General features: G+C 38.8%; 20 protein-coding genes and 1 riboswitch. Of the genes, 19 read left to right on the plus strand and 1 reads right to left on the minus strand.

Annotated elements, in window-relative coordinates; all coding sequences use genetic code 11:
• Positions 1-16: 16 nt before the first annotated feature.
• The 8 genes from BK585_RS09635 to BK585_RS09670 all read left to right on the plus strand — a co-directional run bounded on the left by BK585_RS09635 (position 17) and on the right by BK585_RS09670 (position 6,924).
• Entirely contained in the window at positions 17-553 is a 537-nt protein-coding gene (locus tag BK585_RS09635; protein WP_078553237.1) for an RNA polymerase sigma factor, read from the plus strand.
• Complete coding sequence (locus tag BK585_RS09640) at positions 546-1,400, plus strand: hypothetical protein (protein ID WP_078553238.1); 855 nt, start codon at positions 546-548, stop codon at positions 1,398-1,400. The genes BK585_RS09635 and BK585_RS09640 overlap by 8 nt, the downstream gene beginning before the upstream one ends.
• Positions 1,401-1,604: 204 nt before the next feature.
• A complete protein-coding gene (locus BK585_RS09645; protein WP_078553239.1) occupies positions 1,605-2,000 on the plus strand; it encodes a hypothetical protein in 396 nt (131 codons plus the stop codon).
• Between the two features lie 12 nt (positions 2,001-2,012).
• The gene (locus BK585_RS09650; protein ID WP_078553240.1) at positions 2,013-2,768 is read left to right on the plus strand and encodes a metallophosphoesterase; all 756 of its coding nucleotides are present in this window, start codon (positions 2,013-2,015) and stop codon (positions 2,766-2,768) included.
• Positions 2,769-2,865: 97 nt separating this feature from the next.
• Complete coding sequence (locus BK585_RS09655) at positions 2,866-3,774, plus strand: MerR family transcriptional regulator (RefSeq protein ID WP_078553241.1); 909 nt, start codon at positions 2,866-2,868, stop codon at positions 3,772-3,774.
• Positions 3,775-3,890: 116 nt separating this feature from the next.
• On the plus strand, positions 3,891-4,496 hold the full coding sequence (locus tag BK585_RS09660) for a genetic competence negative regulator (protein WP_078553242.1): 606 nt from the start codon (positions 3,891-3,893) through the stop codon (positions 4,494-4,496).
• A gap of 172 nt (positions 4,497-4,668) precedes the next feature.
• The gene (locus tag BK585_RS09665; RefSeq protein ID WP_078553243.1) at positions 4,669-5,586 is read left to right on the plus strand and encodes a D-alanine--D-alanine ligase family protein; all 918 of its coding nucleotides are present in this window, start codon (positions 4,669-4,671) and stop codon (positions 5,584-5,586) included.
• A 375-nt stretch (positions 5,587-5,961) separates the two neighbouring features.
• Positions 5,962-6,924: a YpdA family putative bacillithiol disulfide reductase gene (locus tag BK585_RS09670; RefSeq protein WP_078553244.1), complete on the plus strand. Its 963-nt coding sequence runs from the start codon at positions 5,962-5,964 to the stop codon at positions 6,922-6,924.
• Between the two features lie 47 nt (positions 6,925-6,971).
• Here BK585_RS09670 and BK585_RS09675 read toward each other — a convergent pair whose 3' ends face one another.
• A complete protein-coding gene (locus BK585_RS09675) occupies positions 6,972-7,943 on the minus strand; it encodes an asparaginase (RefSeq protein ID WP_078553245.1) in 972 nt (323 codons plus the stop codon).
• A 125-nt stretch (positions 7,944-8,068) separates the two neighbouring features.
• Here BK585_RS09675 and prsW point away from each other — a divergent pair, with 125 nt between their 5' ends.
• The 11 genes from prsW (at position 8,069) to BK585_RS09725 (ending at position 21,888) form a co-directional block, all read left to right on the plus strand.
• A complete protein-coding gene (gene prsW, locus BK585_RS09680) occupies positions 8,069-8,716 on the plus strand; it encodes a glutamic-type intramembrane protease PrsW (protein ID WP_245805810.1) in 648 nt (215 codons plus the stop codon).
• 21 nt (positions 8,717-8,737) lie between these two features.
• Positions 8,738-8,902, plus strand: coding sequence for a hypothetical protein (locus BK585_RS23990; protein WP_170885527.1), 165 nt, complete (start codon positions 8,738-8,740; stop codon positions 8,900-8,902).
• A gap of 103 nt (positions 8,903-9,005) precedes the next feature.
• Positions 9,006-9,107: riboswitch (SAM riboswitch) on the plus strand.
• Between the two features lie 98 nt (positions 9,108-9,205).
• Positions 9,206-10,327, plus strand: a complete 1,122-nt coding sequence (locus BK585_RS09685; RefSeq protein WP_078553247.1) for a methionine biosynthesis PLP-dependent protein — start codon at positions 9,206-9,208, stop codon at positions 10,325-10,327.
• A 1-nt stretch (position 10,328) separates the two neighbouring features.
• On the plus strand, positions 10,329-11,483 hold the full coding sequence (gene metC, locus BK585_RS09690) for a cystathionine beta-lyase (protein WP_078553248.1): 1,155 nt from the start codon (positions 10,329-10,331) through the stop codon (positions 11,481-11,483).
• Positions 11,484-11,521: 38 nt separating this feature from the next.
• Entirely contained in the window at positions 11,522-13,378 is a 1,857-nt protein-coding gene (locus BK585_RS09695) for a bifunctional homocysteine S-methyltransferase/methylenetetrahydrofolate reductase (protein WP_419095563.1), read from the plus strand.
• A 38-nt stretch (positions 13,379-13,416) separates the two neighbouring features.
• On the plus strand, positions 13,417-16,848 hold the full coding sequence (gene metH, locus BK585_RS09700) for a methionine synthase (RefSeq protein WP_078553250.1): 3,432 nt from the start codon (positions 13,417-13,419) through the stop codon (positions 16,846-16,848).
• 239 nt (positions 16,849-17,087) lie between these two features.
• Positions 17,088-18,224 carry a spore cortex-lytic enzyme gene (gene sleB, locus BK585_RS09705; protein WP_419095534.1) on the plus strand — a complete coding sequence of 379 codons (1,137 nt, stop codon included), beginning with the start codon at positions 17,088-17,090 and terminating at the stop codon, positions 18,222-18,224.
• Positions 18,225-18,244: 20 nt separating this feature from the next.
• Positions 18,245-19,603, plus strand: coding sequence for a germination protein YpeB (gene ypeB, locus BK585_RS09710; protein ID WP_078553251.1), 1,359 nt, complete (start codon positions 18,245-18,247; stop codon positions 19,601-19,603).
• A gap of 90 nt (positions 19,604-19,693) precedes the next feature.
• Complete coding sequence (locus tag BK585_RS09715) at positions 19,694-20,353, plus strand: flagellar brake protein (protein ID WP_078553252.1); 660 nt, start codon at positions 19,694-19,696, stop codon at positions 20,351-20,353.
• Positions 20,354-20,619: 266 nt separating this feature from the next.
• Complete coding sequence (gene cmk / locus BK585_RS09720; protein ID WP_078553253.1) at positions 20,620-21,288, plus strand: (d)CMP kinase; 669 nt, start codon at positions 20,620-20,622, stop codon at positions 21,286-21,288.
• 12 nt (positions 21,289-21,300) lie between these two features.
• Positions 21,301-21,888: a lysophospholipid acyltransferase family protein gene (locus tag BK585_RS09725; protein ID WP_139367654.1), complete on the plus strand. Its 588-nt coding sequence runs from the start codon at positions 21,301-21,303 to the stop codon at positions 21,886-21,888.
• Positions 21,889-21,960 lie beyond the last annotated feature (72 nt).

Here is a 21,960-nt window from a genome sequence, read left to right on the forward strand (position 1 = left end):
GGAAGCTGGTGAAGGTATGCAGGATGAAGAACTCCTCGACCGTGCACGAAGTGGGGATGAAGATGCATTTCAAACCTTAATTCGAGAGCATTATGTAACTGTTGAAAAATTTGCTTATCAACTTGGGGTAAGGCATGAAGATGTTGGAGATGTCACCCAAGAAGTTTTTATAAAAGTATATCGGTTTATTGAAAAGCATACGCGAGGCAAGTTTACAACGTGGTTATATCAAATTACGTTGAATGTCGTTAGAGATATGTATCGGAAAAAGAAACGACTCGAGCGAAATAAACAAGAATGGTCAAAGAATCATCCATTTGTGGAAGAAAACAAACCACTGTTGGATGCTGATAATGCCTTTTTACATGAAGCGATTGTTATGTTAGATGAAAAATATAAAGTCCCGCTAGTGTTACATTACTTTCACGACTTGAGTTATTCAGAAATTGCTGATGTACTGAATACAAATGAAGGAACGATTAAAACAAGGATTTCAAGAGCAAAGCAAAAACTAAAGGTATTGCTACAGAAGGATGGTGTTGTAAATGAGTGAATTAGAACAATCTCTGCAAAAGCTGCGAAAAGAATATGATTCATTACCTCCTTCTAGCCATCCTGAAGATATTTTTAAGGCAGTTCAGGAGCAAAAACAATCAAACTGGTTTACTCGTTTTGCCCCAAACTATAAGATAGCAGGCAGCCTTGTAGCAGCTGTAGGACTGAGTTCTCTATTAATTGTTAGTTTATCTACTTTTAATTTAGGAATGGGGGGTTCAATGGATGAAGCGTCAGAGGGTGCCCCTGCAGAATATGCTGAAGAGTCAGCAGGAGATTATTATCAAGCAGAATTTGCTGGAGAAACAATCGAAAATTTTGATAGGAATCTATTAGATAAGAAAAATGAAGTAACTATTTATGATAGTTCTACTTCTTTCGGGCTAGATATATGGAATGGAGAAAGCTATGTTCAGGTCCAGTTTTATCCTTATCACAATGTTGACTTTGGTTTTTCGACGTACCTAGAAAAAGGAATCGATGAGACATATGTTACAACTAATAACGGAGAAGAAATCCAATTTTTTGGAGACTTTGGTATAAAGAATGTTCCTTTTTTTACGGTCTTTGCCCCCTATGAAAAATGGTCAGTAGAAGATACAAGGAATCAAATTGTTACTGAATTTGAATCAAGCGGATATCAATTAGATGATGGACCTAACTATGAATTGGCAGACCAGACCATTTCGTTTCGCCATGATAAAACAAATGAAATTGTTCAGGTTTTACTTGTTGAACACAAGGGACTGGTGAGTCAACTCACATTTCGTTATCCTGAAAATCTAGATAGCATTTATGTACCACGTATTGAAGTTATAATTGAAAGTTTTGAATGGGAAAGATAATTAGATTTTTTTAACAGGCTAGGACAAAGGTTGTTTTTGAAGGCACTGAAAAGTTTGGTTTTCCTTTTTACAGTGCCCTCGGTGTTTTTACCCTTTTGTCCTGGCTTTCATTTTATCTATTTGACAAGAATTAAAGAAGAAAAAGTGGTAATTACTCGTCCTCCTGAATAAAAATGAAAGAGAGCGAAAAGGGAGTGATAAGAAGTGAGGTTATTAACTAGCAAACAAAAAACAATTAGATTTTTAATTGGTTTTGTGGGAATTTTTAGTGCTGCGCAAATGTTTCCGTCTCCAGAATATTGGTCGTGGGGTACTTTTTTTGGTGAGTTACTGTTTGCACCACTTTCTTTATTAGGCTCTGTTGTTTTGTTTATCCTAGGATTTTTAGCGTTTGCTCAACTTGTACAATATATGGTCGAGCAACATATGTATTCGATAAACAAACGAAAAGCAAATAATACAGGAGCCTTCATTTTGCTTTGTTATCTTATCTTATGGTTTCTACACCCAGTGGCGTCTCTATTAGGCTGTTTCCTTTCTTTTACATATGGTATAATGGATGCCAAAGCTTCAAAACGTAAGAAAGTTCGAGGCGAATAGTGGGAGGAAATTATGTGGTGGATAGGACTTGTAATTAGTGGAATTAGTTTACTTTTGTATATGTACATAGAAGCTCATCGCAATCGAGTAATTGAATCGAAAGTAGAATTAGACGGCTTTCCTTCAGGTTTTTCTGGGATAAAGCTTTTTTTTATTTCTGATGTTCATGCTAGAGTCATTAGTAATAAAATACTAAAAAAGATAAAAGGTAAGGCTGATATCGTCATTATTGGGGGAGACTTAATTGAAAAAGGGGTTCCTTTACAAAGAGCGGAGGAAAATCTGAAAAAACTTCGGGACAGTGCTCCTACATATTTTGTGTGGGGGAACAACGACTATGCAGGAGAGTTTCGGCAATTAGATGTCCTACTTCTCGAAAATAGGATTACGGTTCTTGATAATACAGCGATACCTTTTGAACAAGGAACAGATACTTTCTATCTTATAGGTGTCGATGATTTAAGTTTTAATCGCTCTAACCTTGATTTAGCTGTTCAAGATTGCAACGAAGGGTATCGAGTGCTGGTCAGTCATAATCCTGATATCATTGAGATGATAAAACCTGAGCACCAAATTGGACTGTTGCTAAGTGGCCACACTCACGGCGGGCAGATTCGAATATTTGGATGGGGCCTTCGAAAAAAAGGAGGGTGGGAGCAAGTGCGTAAAACAACCGTGTTAATAAGCAATGGCTATGGCACAAAATCAATCCCTTTTCGCTTAGGAGCACCTGCACAGGCACATTTAATTACATTACACTCAAAATAGAACAAAAAACTTATGCGTTTGTTGTACATCGTTTACACATCCTACTATCTTCGTTATACTTACGATAAGAGTGTACAAGGGTCTGGAGGAAGAAATAATGGCATCAAATGAAGGGAAATATAATATAAAGGCAATTTCTAATATGCTTGGAATACAGCCTGGAACGTTAAGGGCATGGGAAAGACGATATCAAATCGTTGAACCTGTCAGAAATCAAGCCGGTCATCGCCTTTATACGGACCAACATGTGGCAGTCCTTAGATGGCTGATCGAAAAAGTGAATAAAGGTTTTACGATTGGACAAGCTGTTGATTTATTAGAAAAAGGAGATTTCACTTTTGATCACGGCGAGGTCGTTAAAAATGAAGATTATTCGGTCCAATTAACAGAACAATTATTACATACCCTTCTTCGGTTTAGAGAGCACGAGGCTCATACATTAATGAATCAAGCATTTAGTTTGTACAACGTTGATAAAGTAATGATTGATATATTAGGAACTTTATTAGTAAAAGTTGGTTCAATGTGGGAGAATAACGAAATCACTGTTGCCCATGAACATTTTATATCTGCTTTCTTACGAATGAAGATAGGAAATATTTTTCAAGGGTTTCCTGTGGATGGCTATTTACCTAAGGTTGTTGCCGTTTGTGGCCCAAGAGAAACTCATGAGTTAGGTTTGTTAATTTTTACGTTATTTTTACGGAGAAAAGGATTTGAAGTTATTTATCTTGGAGCAGGGATTCCAGAAAATGATGTAGAATTTGTTCTTAAAGAAGTTGAGGCTAAATTTTTCTTTACTTCTTGTACGATGGCTGTTAATTTAATCGATTGTCTTGCTTTAATTGACAGAGTGAAAGAGACCTTTCCAGAAATGACAATTGGACTAGGTGGTTCGGCGATAAGTGGGCTTTCCAAAGAAAATTATGAAAAATATGGACAACACATTCCTGGTGAAACAAAAGAGGACTGGGAAAAATGGCTTTCTCAATATTTATATCGGTAGATTAGATTTTACTGATTTGCGAACCAACCACATGCTTCTCACATATCCTATAGTAATTTAGACGATATGTTGAATTGTAGTTGGGCTGAGTCCAAACCGCAATAGGAGGGTCTTATATGCGTTTAGAGCGCTTAGCTATGGATAAAATTAAAATATTTTTAACCTTTGATGATTTGAAGGAGCGAGGGATGACAAAAGAAGACCTGTGGTATGATGGTCCAAAAGTTCATGAATTGTTTCGTGAAATGATGGTCGAAGCAAAAGATGAATTAGGGTTTAAAGCCGATGGTCCTATTGCAGTTGAGGTCTTTTCATTACCTGCTCAAGGCATGGTTATTATCGTTACAAAAGGCAATATTGATGCAGATGAATATGAAGATGACTATGATGACGGGTATATTGAATTACAAGTTACCCTTGATGAAAGTGATGACATCTTTTATGAGTTTGCTTCTTTCGAAGATGTCATACAATTAGCAGGTCGCTTGTATTCTTACGGTATTTATGGAGGCACCCTTCTGTCATATCAAGATCGGTTTTTCCTGAAGTTTGAAGAATATGATATTGATATTGTTGATGAAGAAGCAGTGATCGCTTTGCTTTCCGAATATGGGAACCCTGCGACATTGACGACACATCGCGTTCATGAATATGGGAAAATCCTTATGGAATTAGAGGCCGTGTACCGTATATACCATACCTTTATGAATAGAACGAAATAATTCGTATGGTGCCCGTTTCAAAGTGGGCCCATTTTTTTTGTTTTTTTTACATTACGTCTTCCTTAGAAAAATGATATGATAACGATATTATGAAAATGACATAAACAAGTACCGATACTTAAATAGGCGAATATACTATTATACATATTGGTTATAGGAGTGAATGGATGTTATGAAAATCGCAGTATTATATGGAGGCACATCAGCAGAAAGGGAAGTTTCTTTATCATCAGGAAAAGGAATTATTGCGGCACTTAAAAACAAGGGTCATGATGTCATTGGCATCGACTTTCACCCTGAACGAATAAATGAAATTGCATTATTAGATGTTGATATCGTTTATATAGGGCTTCATGGACGATTGGGTGAGGATGGTAAACTCCAAGGTTTACTTGACTTATATGGAATCCCATACGTCGGATCAGGAGTATTAGCATCAGCACTTGCGATGGATAAAGCAAAAGCAAAATTATTCTTCAAAGATGGTGGAATTCGCGTAGCTAAAGAAAAGGTCGTTCACGATACTTTTTATAATCGCGATGACTTTTCGATTCCATTTTCGTACCCAGCTGTTGTAAAACCGAACCAAGAAGGCTCTACGATTGGATTAACCATTGCGGAAACGGAAGAGGAGATGTTAAACGGCATTGAAGAAGCATTTAAGTTTGATTCGACCGTCTTGGTTGAGGAATTTGTAGCGGGAACAGAAGTGACGGTAGCGGTTATGGGAAACCGTGGTGAAGAAACCGCTTTTCCAGTCGTAGAAATTGTTCCTAAAAATAAATATTATGATTATGAATCTAAATACGCTCCAGGTATGAGTGAACATATCGTTCCTGCTCGTGTCGATGAAAAAACAACAGAGTACCTTCAAAAAAATGCAGTGTTAGCACATCAAGTATTAGGGTGCGAAATATATTCACGTGTTGATTTCATCGTACCACATGACGGAACAGACCCAGTTATTCTTGAAGTAAACACCCTCCCAGGAATGACACCAACCAGTCTGTACCCAGACGCAGCAAGAGAAGTAGGTCTATCCTATGATGACATGATCGAAAAACTAGTCCAACTATCAAAAAATAAATAGAAAACAAACAACCCCAAAAGGTGAACTTCCCTTTTGGGGTTGTTTGTTGAAGCGAAGCGGTCCCCTGCAAGGTGTTAAGTCTGGTTGGAATGGTTTTACCAACCAGACGTGCAGGGAAAAGAGCGGAGCCCAAAAGAAGTGGCAACGAAGCTAGAAGAGTTCTTCATAAAGGGGTATGAAGACCAAAAGCAGCGGGAATGAAGGTCGAAGTGGTCTTCAAAAGGGGTATGAAGCCAAAAAACTAGAACGAAGCTGGAAAACTACTTAATAAATGTAATAATGACGATATTCAATCCTTTCTTTCGAGTAGTTTGTTGGAAATTATCAGGGGGATTCAGTATAGTAGAGAGAAGGAGTTCGTTGTGGAGGGTTAACATGAAGAGAGAAGAGATTATTATTGTGGGTGGTGGCCCGTGTGGACTAGCGGCTGCGATTGCCTTAATGGAAAAAGGATTTAATCCTGTTGTGATTGAAAAAGAAAATGTGGTAAGTGCGATATATAAATATCCAACACACCAAACGTTTTTTAGCACAAGTGAAAAACTTGAGATTGGTAATGTTCCATTTGTTACAGTAGAGCGAAAGCCTAAACGTAATCAAGCCCTTTCTTATTATCGAGAAGTTGTCAAACGAAAAGGCATCCGTGTAAATTCGTTCGAGAAAGTATTACATGTACAACAAGAAGACAGAGGTTTTATGGTAAACACCACTAAAGCGATTTATCATTGTCAACACGTCGTGATTGCGACAGGATACTATGATAATCCAAATTTTTTAAAGGTACCAGGTGAAAAGAAAGAGCATGTTTTCCATTATTTTAAAGAAGCTCATCCGTACTTTGATAAAGATATTGTCGTCATGGGTGGAAAAAATTCAGCTGTAGACGCTGCTCTTGAACTAGAGCGTGCGGGTGCTAGAGTAACAGTACTATACCGAGGAAGTGAGTATTCTAGTAGTGTAAAGCCTTGGATTTTACCGGAATTTGTTTCGTTGGTCAATCACGAACTAGTGTCGATGGTGTTTAATGCCGATGTAAAAGAAATAACCGATGATGAAGTGTTGTATGAAGTAAAGGGTGAAAAACGAACTGCTAAAGCTGATTTTGTATTTGCGATGACTGGATACCATCCTGACCATTCTTTCTTGCAAAAAATCGGCGTTGAAGTAGAACCCGAAACAGGGCGACCTGTCTTTAATCCTGATACGATGGAGACAAACGTACCAGGCGTTTTTATTGCGGGTGTCATAGCTGCAGGGAATAATGCGAATGAAATCTTTATTGAAAATGGACGATTCCATGGTGACCTGATTGCAGATGAAATAACGTTACGAAAATAAAAATCCGGCTATCGGGGAATTTCCCGTAAAGCCGGATTTTTTCTAGATTACTTCATGAAATATCGCTGTAATTCTTCGTGGCTTGACGTCGTTTCAAGCGCCACCATTAACTTTAATCGTGCTTTTTGTCCGTTTAAGCCATTTGTGAATATCACACCAAGTTTTTTTAAGTGGTTTCCTCCACCCTCATATCCGTACGTGTCTTGGACGACACCGCTATAGCTTCTAGAGACAAGAACAATCGGAATGTTTCTTGAAATAAGCTTTTCTAAACTTGGTACGATGGTTGGAGGGACATTTCCTTGACCAAAGGCCTCGATGACAAGACCATCGATTGTAGTTGCAGCGAATGCCTCAATATGTTCATCCGTCATACCTGTATATACTTTAATGAGACCAATGTTTTTTGTGATTTTTTCAATGTTAAAGGCATCCCGATGTAACGGCATATGATGAAAATCGACGCCTTTTTTTGTAACAATCCCAATCGGACCATACTGTGGACTTTGAAAAGTCGCGATATTACTGCTGTGCGTTTTCGTAACATTTTTGGCTGTATGGATTTCATCATTAAATACTACGAGTACGCCTTTGCCATACGCTTCGGGAGAAACGGCAGTTCTTACAGCAGAAATTAGATTGTGCGGACCGTCTGAACCAAGTTCGTTACTTGAGCGCATCGCTCCTGTCACAATGACAGGAATCGGGAAATCTAGAAGGAGGTCTAAAAAGTAAGCTGTTTCCTCTAGTGTATCTGTCCCATGGGTAATTACAACGCCATCTAATTTTTCGCTGCTCGTTTTATGTTGTATTCGTTGAGCCAATTCAAGCATATGTTTGGGTGTAATATGTGGCGATGGTAAATTAATAAAATCATCCACAATTACAGATGCCAAACTTGATAAAGATTGTATGGTTGAAAACAGTGGATTTTCTAAATTAGGTTGAACAGTACCGGTTTCGGGATTTTCTTGCATCGCAATCGTTCCCCCGGTTTGGATAACTAAAACTTTCTTCAACGAGTTACACCTCCAATTGTTGTAGATCAAATTATAACACGAAAAAGAAAAATGTTAATATTTACAATTGATTTTTGAACATGATACGATGAGTGTATGCCTTTTCTAAACTATGGCGGAGAGGATTGAACCGGTTGATTGCTCTGTTAACGGCTGCTATTGGGCCGGCACTTGCTATATTATGCTATTTATACTTACGAGACCGATATAACGGCATACGCTTTACTGATGTATTTAAATCATTTATTATTGGGGCTCTCCTCGTATTTCCTATTATGGTTTTACAACATGCTTTTGTTACAGAAGGTTTTTTCAAAGGGGATTTGACGAGGGCATTCATTTTATATGGCTTTTTTGAAGAATTTTTTAAATGGTTTTTGCTTTTTTCAGTGACATATAAGCATATTGAATTCTCAAGACCCTATGATGGAATTGTATATGGGGTTGCTCTTTCCTTAGGATTTGCGACGGTTGAAAATTTCCTCTATCTTCTTGCATATGGAGTTCATACGGCAATTTTTAGAGCGTTACTCCCTGTAAGTAGTCATGCGCTGTTTGGAATTATTATGGGGTATTATTTAGGACGAGCAAAGTTTGAAACGAAGCAAAATGTGAAATATATATTGGTATTGTCACTCTTGCTACCTGTAGCTCTGCATGGAATGTATGATTTTATCATTATGAGTGCAGATAAATACATTCTTTTTGTGCTACTTCCTTTTATGTTTTTCTTATGGTGGCTTGGGTTGCAAAAAGTAAAATTGACGCAATAACGAGGGTTAGGAGGATGTAATATGATAGAGAAAGAACGATTTAGGATTGTTATCCGATGTACTAAATGTGGGGAAAAATATATATTGCGAGGAAGACGAAAAAGTGGAGGAGGATATGAAACTGGATTTAAACGCTGTGTGTGTGGCAACGAAGACCAGTTAAAAGTAGATGCCACACCGGAATAATCGGATTAATTCTATCTTTTTAGTAGAAATTATGAATTAATTGTTGCATTTGTCGAAAAATTAATGTACTTTTAATAACAGTAAATAAAAATTATTTGAATATTTCTTATCCAGAGAGATGGAGGGAGAGGCCCTATGAAATCTCAGCAACCAGCCTATTATAGGTCAGGTGCTAATTCCCCAAGTACGACTTGGAAGATAAGAAGAAGCTGAATTTAAAGTTATGCCTTCTTCTTATCGTGAGAAGAAGGCTTTTTCATTAGGTGAAATACATACGTTAGCAATTGATAGGAGGAAATTGAGATGAAAAGAGATAAACTTGAAACCACATTGGTACAAATAGGGAATCGAATTTGTGAAAGAACAGGAGCGGTGAATACACCCGTTTATTTTTCAACTGCTTTTCGTCATACGGGAATCGGTGAATCGACGGGATATGATTATGCTAGAACAGGAAACCCAACAAGGGAAGTGCTAGAGCAAGCCATTGCAACACTTGAAGAAGGCGACCGAGGATTTGCATGTAGTTCAGGAATGTCAGCAATTCAAACTGTATTGTCATTATTTGAACAAGGTGATGAAATTCTTGCTTCTCTAGACTTGTACGGCGGAACCTATCGATTGTTTGAGCAAGGGTGGAAGCGCTGGGGTTTAACATTTGCTTATGGCGACCCTCGTAATTTAAAAGAATTTGAAGCGAAAATCACAGAAAACACAAAAGCGTTATTTATTGAAACACCAACTAATCCATTGATGCAAGAGGCAGATATTCCAGCCTTAGTAAAAATAGCAAAAAAGCATGGTATTTTACTAATCGTTGATAACACTTTCTATACTCCACTTTTACAACAGCCTATCGTTGATGGAGCGGACATTGTCATTCATAGTGCGTCAAAGTATTTAGGAGGCCACAATGATGTTATTGCTGGTTTAATCGTTGGTAAAGGAAAAGAGCTATGTGACCGAATTGGTTATTACCATAATGGAATTGGAGGAACGTTAGGAGCATTTGATTCTTGGTTACTTATTCGTGGCATGAAAACATTAGCCCTTCGAATGGAGCAACACCAACGCAATGCACAAGAAATTGCGAAATTCTTAGAAGAACATGAAGCTGTTGTTGATGTGCTTTACCCAGGTCGTGGGGGGATGATTTCTTTTCGTATTCAAGATGAAAGCTGGGTTAATCCATTTTTACAACAGTTGAAACTAGTTTCTTTTGCTGAAAGTTTAGGTGGTGTTGAAAGTTTAATGACATACCCGGCCACTCAAACGCATGCTGATATACCACAAGATATTCGATTAGCGAATGGCGTTTGTAATCGTCTCCTTCGTTTTTCAGTAGGAATTGAAAATAGCAAAGACCTTATTGCTGATTTAGCTCAAGCTTTTGCTCATGTTCAAGAGTTGAAGGGGGCTAACTAAAATGGAAAAGGATTTTCATTTTCAAACGAAGTTGCTTCATAATAACCATAAAGTCGACAAAGGAACCGGAGCAGTAAGTGTTCCAATTCACCATTCTTCTACGTTTCATCAATTTGATTTTGATACATTCGGAAAATATGATTATGCGCGCTCAGGTAATCCAACGAGGGAAGTCGTTGAAGAAGCAATTGCTCAATTAGAAGGCGGGACACGAGGGTTTGCTTTTTCTTCAGGAATGGCTGCGATTTCTACGGCGTTCATGTTACTTTCAAAAGATGACCATATCGTCTTAACAAAAGATGTATACGGTGGTACGTTTCGCCTTGTGACTCGCGTTTTGACAAGACTTGGCATTGACCATACTTTCGTAGATATGACAAACTTAGAAGAAGTAGAAGCAAATATAAAAGAAAATACGAAGCTACTTTATATGGAAACTCCGTCGAATCCAACAATGAAAGTAACCGATATTCGAGGAGTCGTCGAGTTAGCTAAAAAATATGATTGTTATACATTTTTAGATAATACGTTTTTAACACCTGCGTTTCAAAGGCCGCTTGAATTAGGGGTAGATGTTGTCCTTCATAGTGCAACGAAGTTCCTTGGTGGACATAGTGATGTCGTTGCAGGATTAGCCGTCGTAAAGGATGAGGAGCTTGGCAATGAACTAGCTTTCCTTCACAACTCTTTTGGAACCATTTTAGGAGTTCAAGATTGCTGGTTGCTCCTTCGAGGAATGAAGACACTTAGTGTTCGAATGGAATACTCCTCAAAAGGTGCATTAGAAATTGCAACGTGGCTTTCAAAGCACGAAGCTGTTAAAAAAGTCTATTATCCTGGATTAGAAGATGATCCTGGTTATACATTGCAAAAAAGCCAAGCATCTAGTGCTGGAGCGGTTCTATCATTTGAGCTAGAAGATAGAGAGGCTGTCAAAAAGTTTGTAGATGCAGTGGAAGTTCCGGTTTTTGCAGTAAGTCTTGGTGCAGTCGAGTCAATTTTATCATACCCAGCAACAATGTCTCATGCGGCGATGCCACCAGAAGAGCGTGAAGCTAGGGGGATTAGCGATGGATTACTACGATTATCAGTAGGCCTAGAAAGTATAGAAGATTTAATTGCTGATTTTGAACAAGCATTACGTTCTAGTAAATAAATGGCCATTTGTAAAAGAAGGGGAGCGAGAAGATGAGTTTGAGTTTTTTAGACACTTTATCATCAAAAATAATTATCGGTGACGGAGCGATGGGAACCCTTCTTTATTCTCAAGGTGTCGACTACTGCTATGAAGAATTAAATCTAACGAAGAAAGATGAAATTCAAGCGGTACACCGGAAGTATATTGATGCTGGAGCAAATCTCATCCAAACTAATACGTATGCAGCTAATCGAATTAAGCTTGCTAAGTATGGCTTAGAGGATAAGGTAGCTCTTATAAATAAAGAAGCATTTCGACTAGCTAATGAGGTACGGACTCCTGAGACGTTCATCGCTGGGACGATTGGTGGTATTCGTGGGATCCAAAAACAAAGTATTGACATGAGTGAAATCAAAGAGAGTTTTCAAGAACAACTTTCTTCATTACTAGAAGAAAAGCTAGATTGTATTTTATTAGAGACCTTTTATGATATTGAAGAAATAAAGGAATCTGTTATCCTTGCACGTACTATGACAGATATTCCAATTATTGCTCAAGTTTCTTTAGGTGATGTAGGCGTTTTAAATAACGGGCTTAAGGTAGCGGATGCGTTTCAAATCTTAACAGACTTAGGGGCAGATGTTGTTGGCTTAAATTGTCGAATGGGTCCTTATCATATGATTCGTTCATTTGAAGAAGTTCCGATTTCAGGGAATACATTTTTATCAGCTTTTCCGAATGCAAGTCTACCTGATTACAGGGACGGTCGCTTCTTTTATCAATCCAATCCTGCTTATTTCGGCGAAAGTGCAATGGAACTCAGAAAACAAGGAGTTCGATTAATCGGTGGTTGTTGTGGAACAACGCCTGAGCACATTGAATCGATTGCAAAAGCGGTAGCTGGTCTTTCGCCTGTCACAGAGAAAGAATTAAAACAACCTGTGCAAAGACGTGTGGAGATTAGTTTCGAAAAGAAAAATCAGCCGTTAGAGCAAGTTGTTAGAGAACGTAAATCAATTATCGTTGAGTTAGATCCACCAAAAAAATTAGATATTGAAAAATTCATGGTTGGAGCGAAAGAGCTTCATCGTGCAGGTGTGGATGCTATTACGTTAGCGGATAATTCACTTGCGTCTCCGCGAATTGATAATATGGCGCTTGGGTCTTTAGTTCAACAACAAACAGGGGCCAAATCTCTTGTCCATGTGACGTGTCGTGACCGAAATTTAATTGGCTTACAATCGCACTTAATGGGACTTCATACGCTTGGTATTCATGAAGTACTAGCGATTACAGGAGACCCAACAAAAGTCGGTGATTTTCCGGGTGCCACATCGGTCTATGATGTTACCTCATTTGATTTAATTAGCTTAATCAAACAGTTAAATGAAGGAATTTCTTTTTCGGGGAAATCGTTAGGCCACAATGCGAACTTTTCTGTAGCAGCAGCTTTTAACCCGAATGTTAGACATTTGGATAAAGCGGTCTTACGATTAGAGAAGAAAATAAGTTGTGGTGCGGATTATTTTATGAGTCAGCCGATCTACAGTGAGCAACAAATTATTGATGTTTATCATGCAACAAAGCACTTAGATAAACCAATTTATATTGGCATCATGCCATTAACCGGCTCTCGAAATGCTGAATTTTTACACAATGAAGTTCCAGGTATTAAGCTAACAGACGAAATTCGTCAAGCAATGGCGGATTGTGGGGAAGATAAAGAAGCTGCCAAACGTGAGGGAATTGCAATTGCAAAGTCATTAATAGATACAGCATTTGAATTGTTTAATGGAATTTATTTAATTACCCCATTCTTACGATATGATATGACGGTGGAGCTTACGTCTTATATTCAACAAAAAGTGAAAGCCCAGGAAATTAGTAATTCACGCTTAGCCAAAGAGGTATAAGCTCGTTCTTGGTTTACTCAAGAAAGGATAGATATTTGATGGAAAAATCATTGTTTGAAAAGCGCTTGGAAAAGCAGATTCTTATCATTGATGGTGCAATGGGAACGATGCTGCAACAAGCCAATTTAACAGCTGAAGATTTTGGTGGGGAAGACTACGAGGGGTGTAATGAATATTTAAACATGACTGCTCCTCATGTGATTGATAACATATACCGAGCGTATTTAGAAGCGGGTGCCGATATTATCGAAACAAATACGTTTGGGGCGACAGATATCGTTTTAGAAGACTATGACCTTCAACATTTCGCTTATGAACTCAATTTCAAAGCAGCTCAATTGGCAAAAAAAGCAGCTGAGGATTTCTCAACTCCAGAGTGGCCCCGTTTTGTAGCTGGAGCGATGGGACCAACTACTAAGGCACTTTCGGTTACTGGTGGAACAACGTTTGAAAAGTTAATTGAGTCATATGAAGAACAGGTAAGAGGCCTTATTGAAGGTGGGGTAGACGTTCTTTTACTAGAAACAAGTCAGGATATGAGAAATGTTAAAGCGGCTTTTCTCGGCATAGAGCAAGCAAGTAAAGCTCTTGGAGTAAAGTTACCATTATATATTTCCGGAACAATTGAGCCGATGGGAACCACGCTAGCAGGTCAGAACATTGAAGCATTTTATTTATCGCTTGAGCATATGAAACCAACAGCCGTTGGCTTAAACTGTGCAACAGGACCAGAGTTTATGCAGGACCATCTTCGTTCACTATCAGACTTAGCGACTTCTTATGTTAGCTGTTATCCAAATGCAGGTCTACCAGATGAGGAAGGGAACTATCATGAGTCTCCAGAATCACTTGCGAAAAAACTAGCTGCTTTTGCGGAAAAAGGCTGGTTGAATATCGTCGGCGGTTGTTGTGGTACTACACCTGCGCATATTACTGCGATTAGAGAAGCCGTTAAAGGATTTGAACCTCGAAAATTAAATGAGGACCATCCACATGCGGTCTCAGGTATTGAACCTCTCATTTATGACGACAGCATGCGTCCGTTATTTGTTGGTGAACGTACAAACGTTATTGGTTCACGTAAGTTTAAACGATTAATTGCAGAAGGATCGTATGAAGAGGCTTCGGAAATTGCCAGAGCTCAAGTAAAACGTGGTGCACACGTAATTGATGCCTGTTTAGCTGACCCGGACCGTGAAGAAATGGAAGACATGGAGAACTTCTTGAAGTTTGTCGTTAACAAAGTAAAGGTTCCATTAATGATCGATTCTACAGATGAAGCGGTTATTGAAAGAGCGTTATCTTACTCACAAGGAAAAGCGATTATTAACTCGATTAACTTAGAGGATGGCGAAGAACGCTTTGAAGCCGTTGTGCCATTGATTCATAAATACGGGGCAGCCGTTGTAGTAGGTACAATTGATGAAGAAGGTATGGCTGTAACGGCCGAACGTAAGCTTGAAGTTGCTAAACGTTCATACGACCTTCTTGTTCATAAATATGGAGTGAACCCTAGAGATATTATATTTGACCCACTTGTCTTTCCAGTCGGGACAGGAGATGAGCAATACATCGGTTCAGCCGAAGCAACGATTAATGGAATCCGGATGATTAAAGAAGCGTTGCCCGAAACGCTAACGATTTTAGGGGTAAGTAATGTATCCTTTGGTTTACCACCAGTTGGGCGCGAAGTATTAAATGCTGTTTATTTATATCACTGTACTCAAGCCGGACTTGATTATGCGATTGTAAATACGGAAAAACTAGAGCGTTACGCTTCCATTCCTGATGAGGAAAAAGCGTTAGCTGATAAGCTATTATACGAAACAAACGACGATACATTAGCAGAGTTTACAGCGTTTTACCGCGGAAAAAAAGCGGAGAAAAAAGTAGACAACGTTAATATGACACTAGAAGAGCGGTTAGCTAGCTATATCGTTGAAGGATCTAAAGATGGGTTGATTCCTGATTTAGACAAAGCGTTAGAAAAATATGATGACCCGCTTGATATTATAAATGGTCCACTGATGACAGGTATGGACGAAGTTGGACGTCTTTTTAATAACAATGAACTTATCGTGGCAGAGGTCCTACAAAGTGCCGAAGTGATGAAAGCGTCAGTTGCTCATTTAGAGCAATTTATGGAGAAAAAAGAAGATGACAACGGAAAAGGGAAAATCCTGTTAGCCACGGTGAAAGGGGATGTCCATGACATTGGAAAAAACCTCGTGGAGATCATCTTAAGTAACAACGGCTTTAAAATCGTCAACTTAGGGATTAAAGTCACGTCGAATCAGTTAATTGAAGCGGTTCGTCGTGAAAATCCGGATGCTATCGGATTATCTGGACTTCTCGTTAAGTCGGCTCAACAAATGGTATTAACTGCACAAGATTTAAAAGAGCAGGACATTTCAATACCGATTTTAGTTGGTGGAGCGGCACTCACTCGTAAATTCACCGACAATAAAATTTCTCCTCAATATGATGGAGTAGTGTTATACGCAAAAGATGCAATGAACGGGTTAGACTTAGCAAATCAAATTGCTAAAAAAGACGAGCTAGAAAGGCTGTTAGCAGAAAAAGGACAAACGGTCATTGAAGAGGAATCTGATACAAGTAATCGAAATACAACAGCTCCTGTATCACGTTCAGATGTGTCAATGACAGTACCTGTGTTTAAACCAGCCGATTTACAACCACATATCCTAAGAAATTATAAAATTTCTCATCTTGAGCCATATGTTAACTTACAAATGTTAATGGGGAAACATCTAGGACTTCAAGGTAAAGTAAGCCGTCTTCTCGATGAAGGAAATGAAAAAGCTCTTCAATTGAAGGATAAGGTCGATGGCATCTTACATGAGGCAAAGCATAACGACTTACTAGAAGCACACGGAATGTACCGCTTTTTCCCCGCTCAAAGTGACGGAAACGATGTTATCATTTACAGTCCTGATGATGCAAAAACGGAAATTCAACGATTTACATTTCCGCGACAAGCTAACCCTCCATACCTTTGCTTAGCGGACTATTTACGTCCTGTATCTTCTGGAGAGATGGATTATGTCGGATTTTTAGCGGTTACAGCTGGTCATGGTGTCAGAGATAAGGCGATTGCGGCAAAAGATGCGGGTGATTATTTATTTAGTCATTTAATTCAAGCCTTAGCCTTAGAACTTGCTGAAGGATTTGCAGAGCGAGTTCATCAATTAATGCGTGACCAAATGGGCTTCCCAGACCCAGTTGATTTTACAATGCAAGACCGTTTTAGCGCAAAATATCAAGGGGTACGAGTATCGTATGGCTACCCAGCATGTCCGAATTTAGAGGACCAAGCCAAGCTGTTTTCACTTTTAAATCCGAATCAAATAGGAATCCATTTAACGGAAGAGTTCATGATGGAGCCTGAAGCCTCGGTTACAGCGATGGTGTTTGCGCATCCTGAAGGACGCTATTTTAACGTGTTATAAATCAAAAGTTCTCAAAGAGTCTAACTGACTTTTTGGGAACTTTTTTTATATAGATTAAAACAAGCCCAAATATGCAATATTACTCCAGTAATAAGCCGGTTTATGAGTATCCAAAACATGTTTATTTACCTAAGTTCTATAACATTTTGTATAAAATATGGATAAAAACAAACACTATCCATACGAAACGGCCAAAAGTAATAGAATCATTTACTCTATGTAAGGAGGTTTATGGCAACATGAGAAGTTTATCTAATAAGATGAAATACCCCCTTATGATGGTCATTGCACTGCTTATGATCATGGGAACAGCGGGAAATCCTATCCATGCATTTTCTGACCAAATTATTCAAAGAGGTGCTACAGGAGATGATGTCGTTGAACTCCAAGCAAGACTGCAATACAACGGCTTTTACAATGGTACGATTGATGGCGTCTATGGATGGAGCACGTATTGGGCTGTTCGAAACTTCCAAGAACAATTTGGAATGGAGGTTGACGGTCTAGTAGGTCCTAAAATGAAAGACATGCTAGAACGTGCAACTAACTTTGATAAGGAATTTGTCCATAATGCTTTAAAAGAAGGTCGTAAATTTACACACTATGGATCAACTCCCCTACATATCCAACAAGGGGAACCAGGCTCAAGAGATAAAAAGGATCAGCCTAAAAAACAGCAACAACAACCAGACCAACAACAAGGTCAAGGGCAACAACAACCAGACCAACAACAAGGCCAAGGCCAGCAACAACAACAACCAGACCAACAACAAGGCCAAGGCCAGCAGCAACAACAACCAGACCAACAACAAGGCCAAGGCCAGCAGCAACAACAACCAGATCAACAACAAGGTCAAGGTCAAGCACAACAACAACCAGCACAACAACAAGGCCAAGCACAGCAACAACCTGCTCCTGCAGAAGAAACTCCTGAGGGAGAACCTGTCCCTTATGAAGAACAACCAGAAGCGCAGGATAACGGAGCAAACATCCAAAAAGCGATGAATGTACCAAGTGGTTTTTCTGAAAACGATCTTCAACTGATGGCGCAAGCTGTTTATGGTGAAGCAAGAGGAGAACCATATGTAGGTCAAGTGGCCGTGGCGGCGGTTATTCTTAATCGAATCAACAGCCCGATATTTCCGAATACAGTGTCTGAAGTCATTTTTGAGCCTCGCGCATTTACAGCTGTAGCTGATGGTCAAATTAATTTAGGTGCTGACGATTCTGCAAGAAGAGCAGTACTTGATGCCTTGAATGGGCAGGACCCATCTGGAGGAGCCATATATTACTTCAATCCAGATACAGCAACATCCGGATGGATTTGGACAAGACCTCAAATCAAACGGATTGGAAAACACATTTTCTGTAACTAACTTAGTGGAGGTGAATCAGGATGATCCGTGCTTTAATTATTGGAATACTTGCAATTGCTGTTGTTGGAACAGGAATTTGGGGCTATAATGCGCAACAACAAAGTCAAATTCTCTCGATAACTGCTGAAAATAACTATCAAAGAGCGTTTCATTCACTCGTTTATCATATTGACCAACTTGAAGAAGATTTAGGTACAGTGTTAGCGATGAATACAAGAAAAACATTGTCACCCAAGCTTGCTGACGTGTGGAGAGTAACATCATTAGCCCAAAGTGAACTAGGGCAACTTCCTTTGGGTGTCGTTGATTTAAGTGATACTGAAAAGTTTCTGTACTACGTTGGAAAGTTCAGTTATCGAACTTCAATGAGAGACTTGGATACGGACCCTATTTCTGACGATGAATACGAAACGCTAGAAGCATTGTATGACTTTTCAAAGACAACGCAGCGAGAGTTACGTAAAGCTCAAGCTTATGTCATTCAAAACAATATACAATGGTTAAATATTGATGCTGAGCTTCAAGCAGCTCAAGGAGAGCCGTTGGATAACGCTGTTGTAAATGGTTTTGAGTTAGTGAATGAAAAAATAAAAGGGTATAGTGAACTTCAATGGGGACCAGGATTTTCCCAAATGAACGTGAATGTAGCAGACCGTCTGGAAGAGTCATTAAATGGTCCTGAAATTTCACATACTGAAGCCCAACAAAAAGCGATTGACTTTATCGGGCTTGATGGTAACCCAGAAGTTGAGTTGGCTGAAACTGGAAATGGAACAAGTTATAAAGCATATAACTTAACGATTGATGACCCGGACCATGAGGCTCATTACTATATGGGAATGACTAGGCAGGAAGGTCGCCCAATCTGGTTTATTCAAGATAGAGTGATTGCAGAACAAAATGTTAGTTTAAATGAAGCAAGTGAGCATGCAAAAGACTTCCTTGATAGAAATGGGATTGAAGGTATGCAGCTTGTTGATAGTAAGCAATACAATAACATTGGAGCATTTGAATTTGCATATCTGATAGACAATGTTCGTGTTTATGCTGATTCTGTAATTGTGGAAGTGGCTTTAGATGATGGAGATGTCATTGCCTTTGAAGGTATGGATTATATTATAAATCACGATGAAAATCGTGAGGACCTCGAGCCAGAAATTAGCATGGAAGAAGCGATGGAATTTTTAAGTCCTCGACTTGACGTGATGGAGGATCATATCGCAATTATCCGAAATGAATTAGGTGAAGAGGTATTATGTTATGAGTTTTACGGTGTGTTAGGTGAAGATACGTTTAGAATCTTTATCAATGCTGAAGATGGGTCAGAAGAAGTAGTTGAAAAGTTACCTGAAGCTGAGCCAGTATATCAAATTGGATAATTTTAAAAAGAAGAAGCAATTATCGCTTCTTCTTTTTCTGAATTCATGCCATAATAAGATTAGCATAGGAAGTATTGGGGGAGCATTCAATTGATCGACATTGGTGAAACGATTCATCTTCAGTTAAAACAATCTACACTAGAAAATGAAGAATATAAATGTAGGCTTGTTGACCGCCTAGAGGACAAGCTTATTATTGACTATCCTATAAATATAGTGACTAAAAAACCGGCTCCCGTTTATGTAGGGACTGAGTTTTTTGCTTGGTATGTAGGGAAAGATAAAGCGGTCTATTCCTTTCATACCAAAGTAGAAGATAAGCAAGGTGGAAACGTTCCAACCTTAATTTTACATGACCCTGGTGATGAGACATACGAACGAATTCAACGTAGAAATTATGTGCGTGTGGATACAGGGGTTGATGTGGCCGTTCATTCAGTTGAAGGTTTATTTGAACCATTTACATCACTTAGTCTTGATTTAAGTGGTGGAGGCATTGCAATTGGCAAACCTCTTGGTGTACAAATTCCTAGTAATTGTGAAGTCGTTGTTTGGCTTCCTTTACATATGAAATCGGGAGAAATTCACTATGTCCGTTCGATTTGTCGTGTCATTCGAATTTTTAAAAGAAAAAGTGAAGCTAGAGAACGAATTTCACTGCAGTTTGTTTCAATCCATGAACGAGACCGGCAGAAGATTGTAAGGTACTGTTTTGAGAAGCAATCATTATTACATCGCAAAGGTCGATGAGAAGTTTGTACAAAATATAAGAATGTATAAAATTTTTGGGGGGTATTTGATGAAGGGCACTGGCTTCGCTCGCTACAAGTCAAACAAAAGAACCCCACTTTTGTTTGACTTTGAAAAGAAGGTAGCGGCTTCGCGCAGTGCTTCTAAAAAAGGGCGACTGTGTCGCTTTTTATAATCTTTATCAATTTACCATGCTAGGAAGGTTATGGTATCATGAAAGTAAACATAAAATATATTGCACAACAGGTAAAGCTTAGGGGTGTCTCATGAAAAAAATAAACATAGCTATTGATGGTCCAGCAGGGGCAGGAAAAAGTACTGTTGCAAAAATAGTAGCTGACCGTTTAACTTATTTATATATCGATACAGGAGCAATGTATCGTGCATTAACATATTTGGCTATTTCCTCTGGAGTAAATCCAGAGGACGGTGTAAAACTCAAAGAGTTACTTGATGCTAGCTCAATTCAATTAGAAGTAACAGAGAAAGGCACTGACGTTTATGTGAACAACAAAATCGTAACCGAAGACATTCGATCGTCTGAGGTAACAAACCTCGTATCTATCATAGCAAGCCACCGTGAAATTAGAGAGACGATGGTACAACTACAACAAGGTATGGCAGAGCAAGGTGGGGCTGTTATGGACGGCCGTGATATTGGGACACATGTTTTGCCAGATGCAGAGGTAAAGATTTTCTTAACAGCATCCGTGGAAGAACGAGCTCGAAGAAGGCATGAGGAAAATCTTGCTAAAGGAAGAGAATCTGATTTATATATATTGCAACAAGAGATTCAAAGACGAGACGAGCTTGATATGAATCGAGAAGTTGCGCCATTAGAAAAAGCAAAAGATGCCATTGAAGTGAACACAACATCAATATCAATTGACGGTGTCGTAGAACGTATATTAGAGATTGTTAAAGAGAGGGCTTAACGATTCATGAACATGAAGTTATATCGCTTTGGTCAATTTATTAGTCGAGCATTTCTATCTAGTCTTTACCGAGTAGAAGTTATTGGTCAAGAAAATCTTCCGGAAGAAGGACCAGTGCTACTTTGTTGCAACCATATTCATAATTTTGATCCCCCACTATTAGGGGCTTATATTCAACGACCTATCCGTTATATGGCGAAACAAGAACTTTTTAAATACAAGTTCTCAAATTGGTTGTTACGTTCCGTTGGTGCCTTTCCGGTCCGCCGGGGGATGAGTGACAAACAAGCCATGCGTGTTACCATTCAGTTTTTACGAGATAACGAGATGATTGGGTTGTTCCCGGAAGGAACTAGAAGTAAAGATGGGCAACTGCAAAAAGGATTAGCGGGTGCTGGTTTTTTTTCACTTCGTACTGAAGCTACAGTGATTCCTTGCGCTATCGTAGGTCCATACAAACCATTTAAAAAGTTAAAGCTTGTATATGGACCGCCAATAGACATGGTCCAATTAAGAGAAGATAAAATATCGGTTGAAGATGCAACAGCTGTGATCATGGATTCAATTCGCTCTTTACTTGTCGAACATAAAACTTCATAAGTTACTGTTAAATCTCTTTCACGTTTGTGAAAGGTGTTTATAAAAAATTTTTGGAGAAGATTTCCTGATATA

Source organism: Bacillus alkalicellulosilyticus (genome assembly GCF_002019795.1).
Classification (GTDB): Bacteria; Bacillota; Bacilli; order Bacillales; family Bacillaceae_F; genus Bacillus_AO; species Bacillus_AO alkalicellulosilyticum.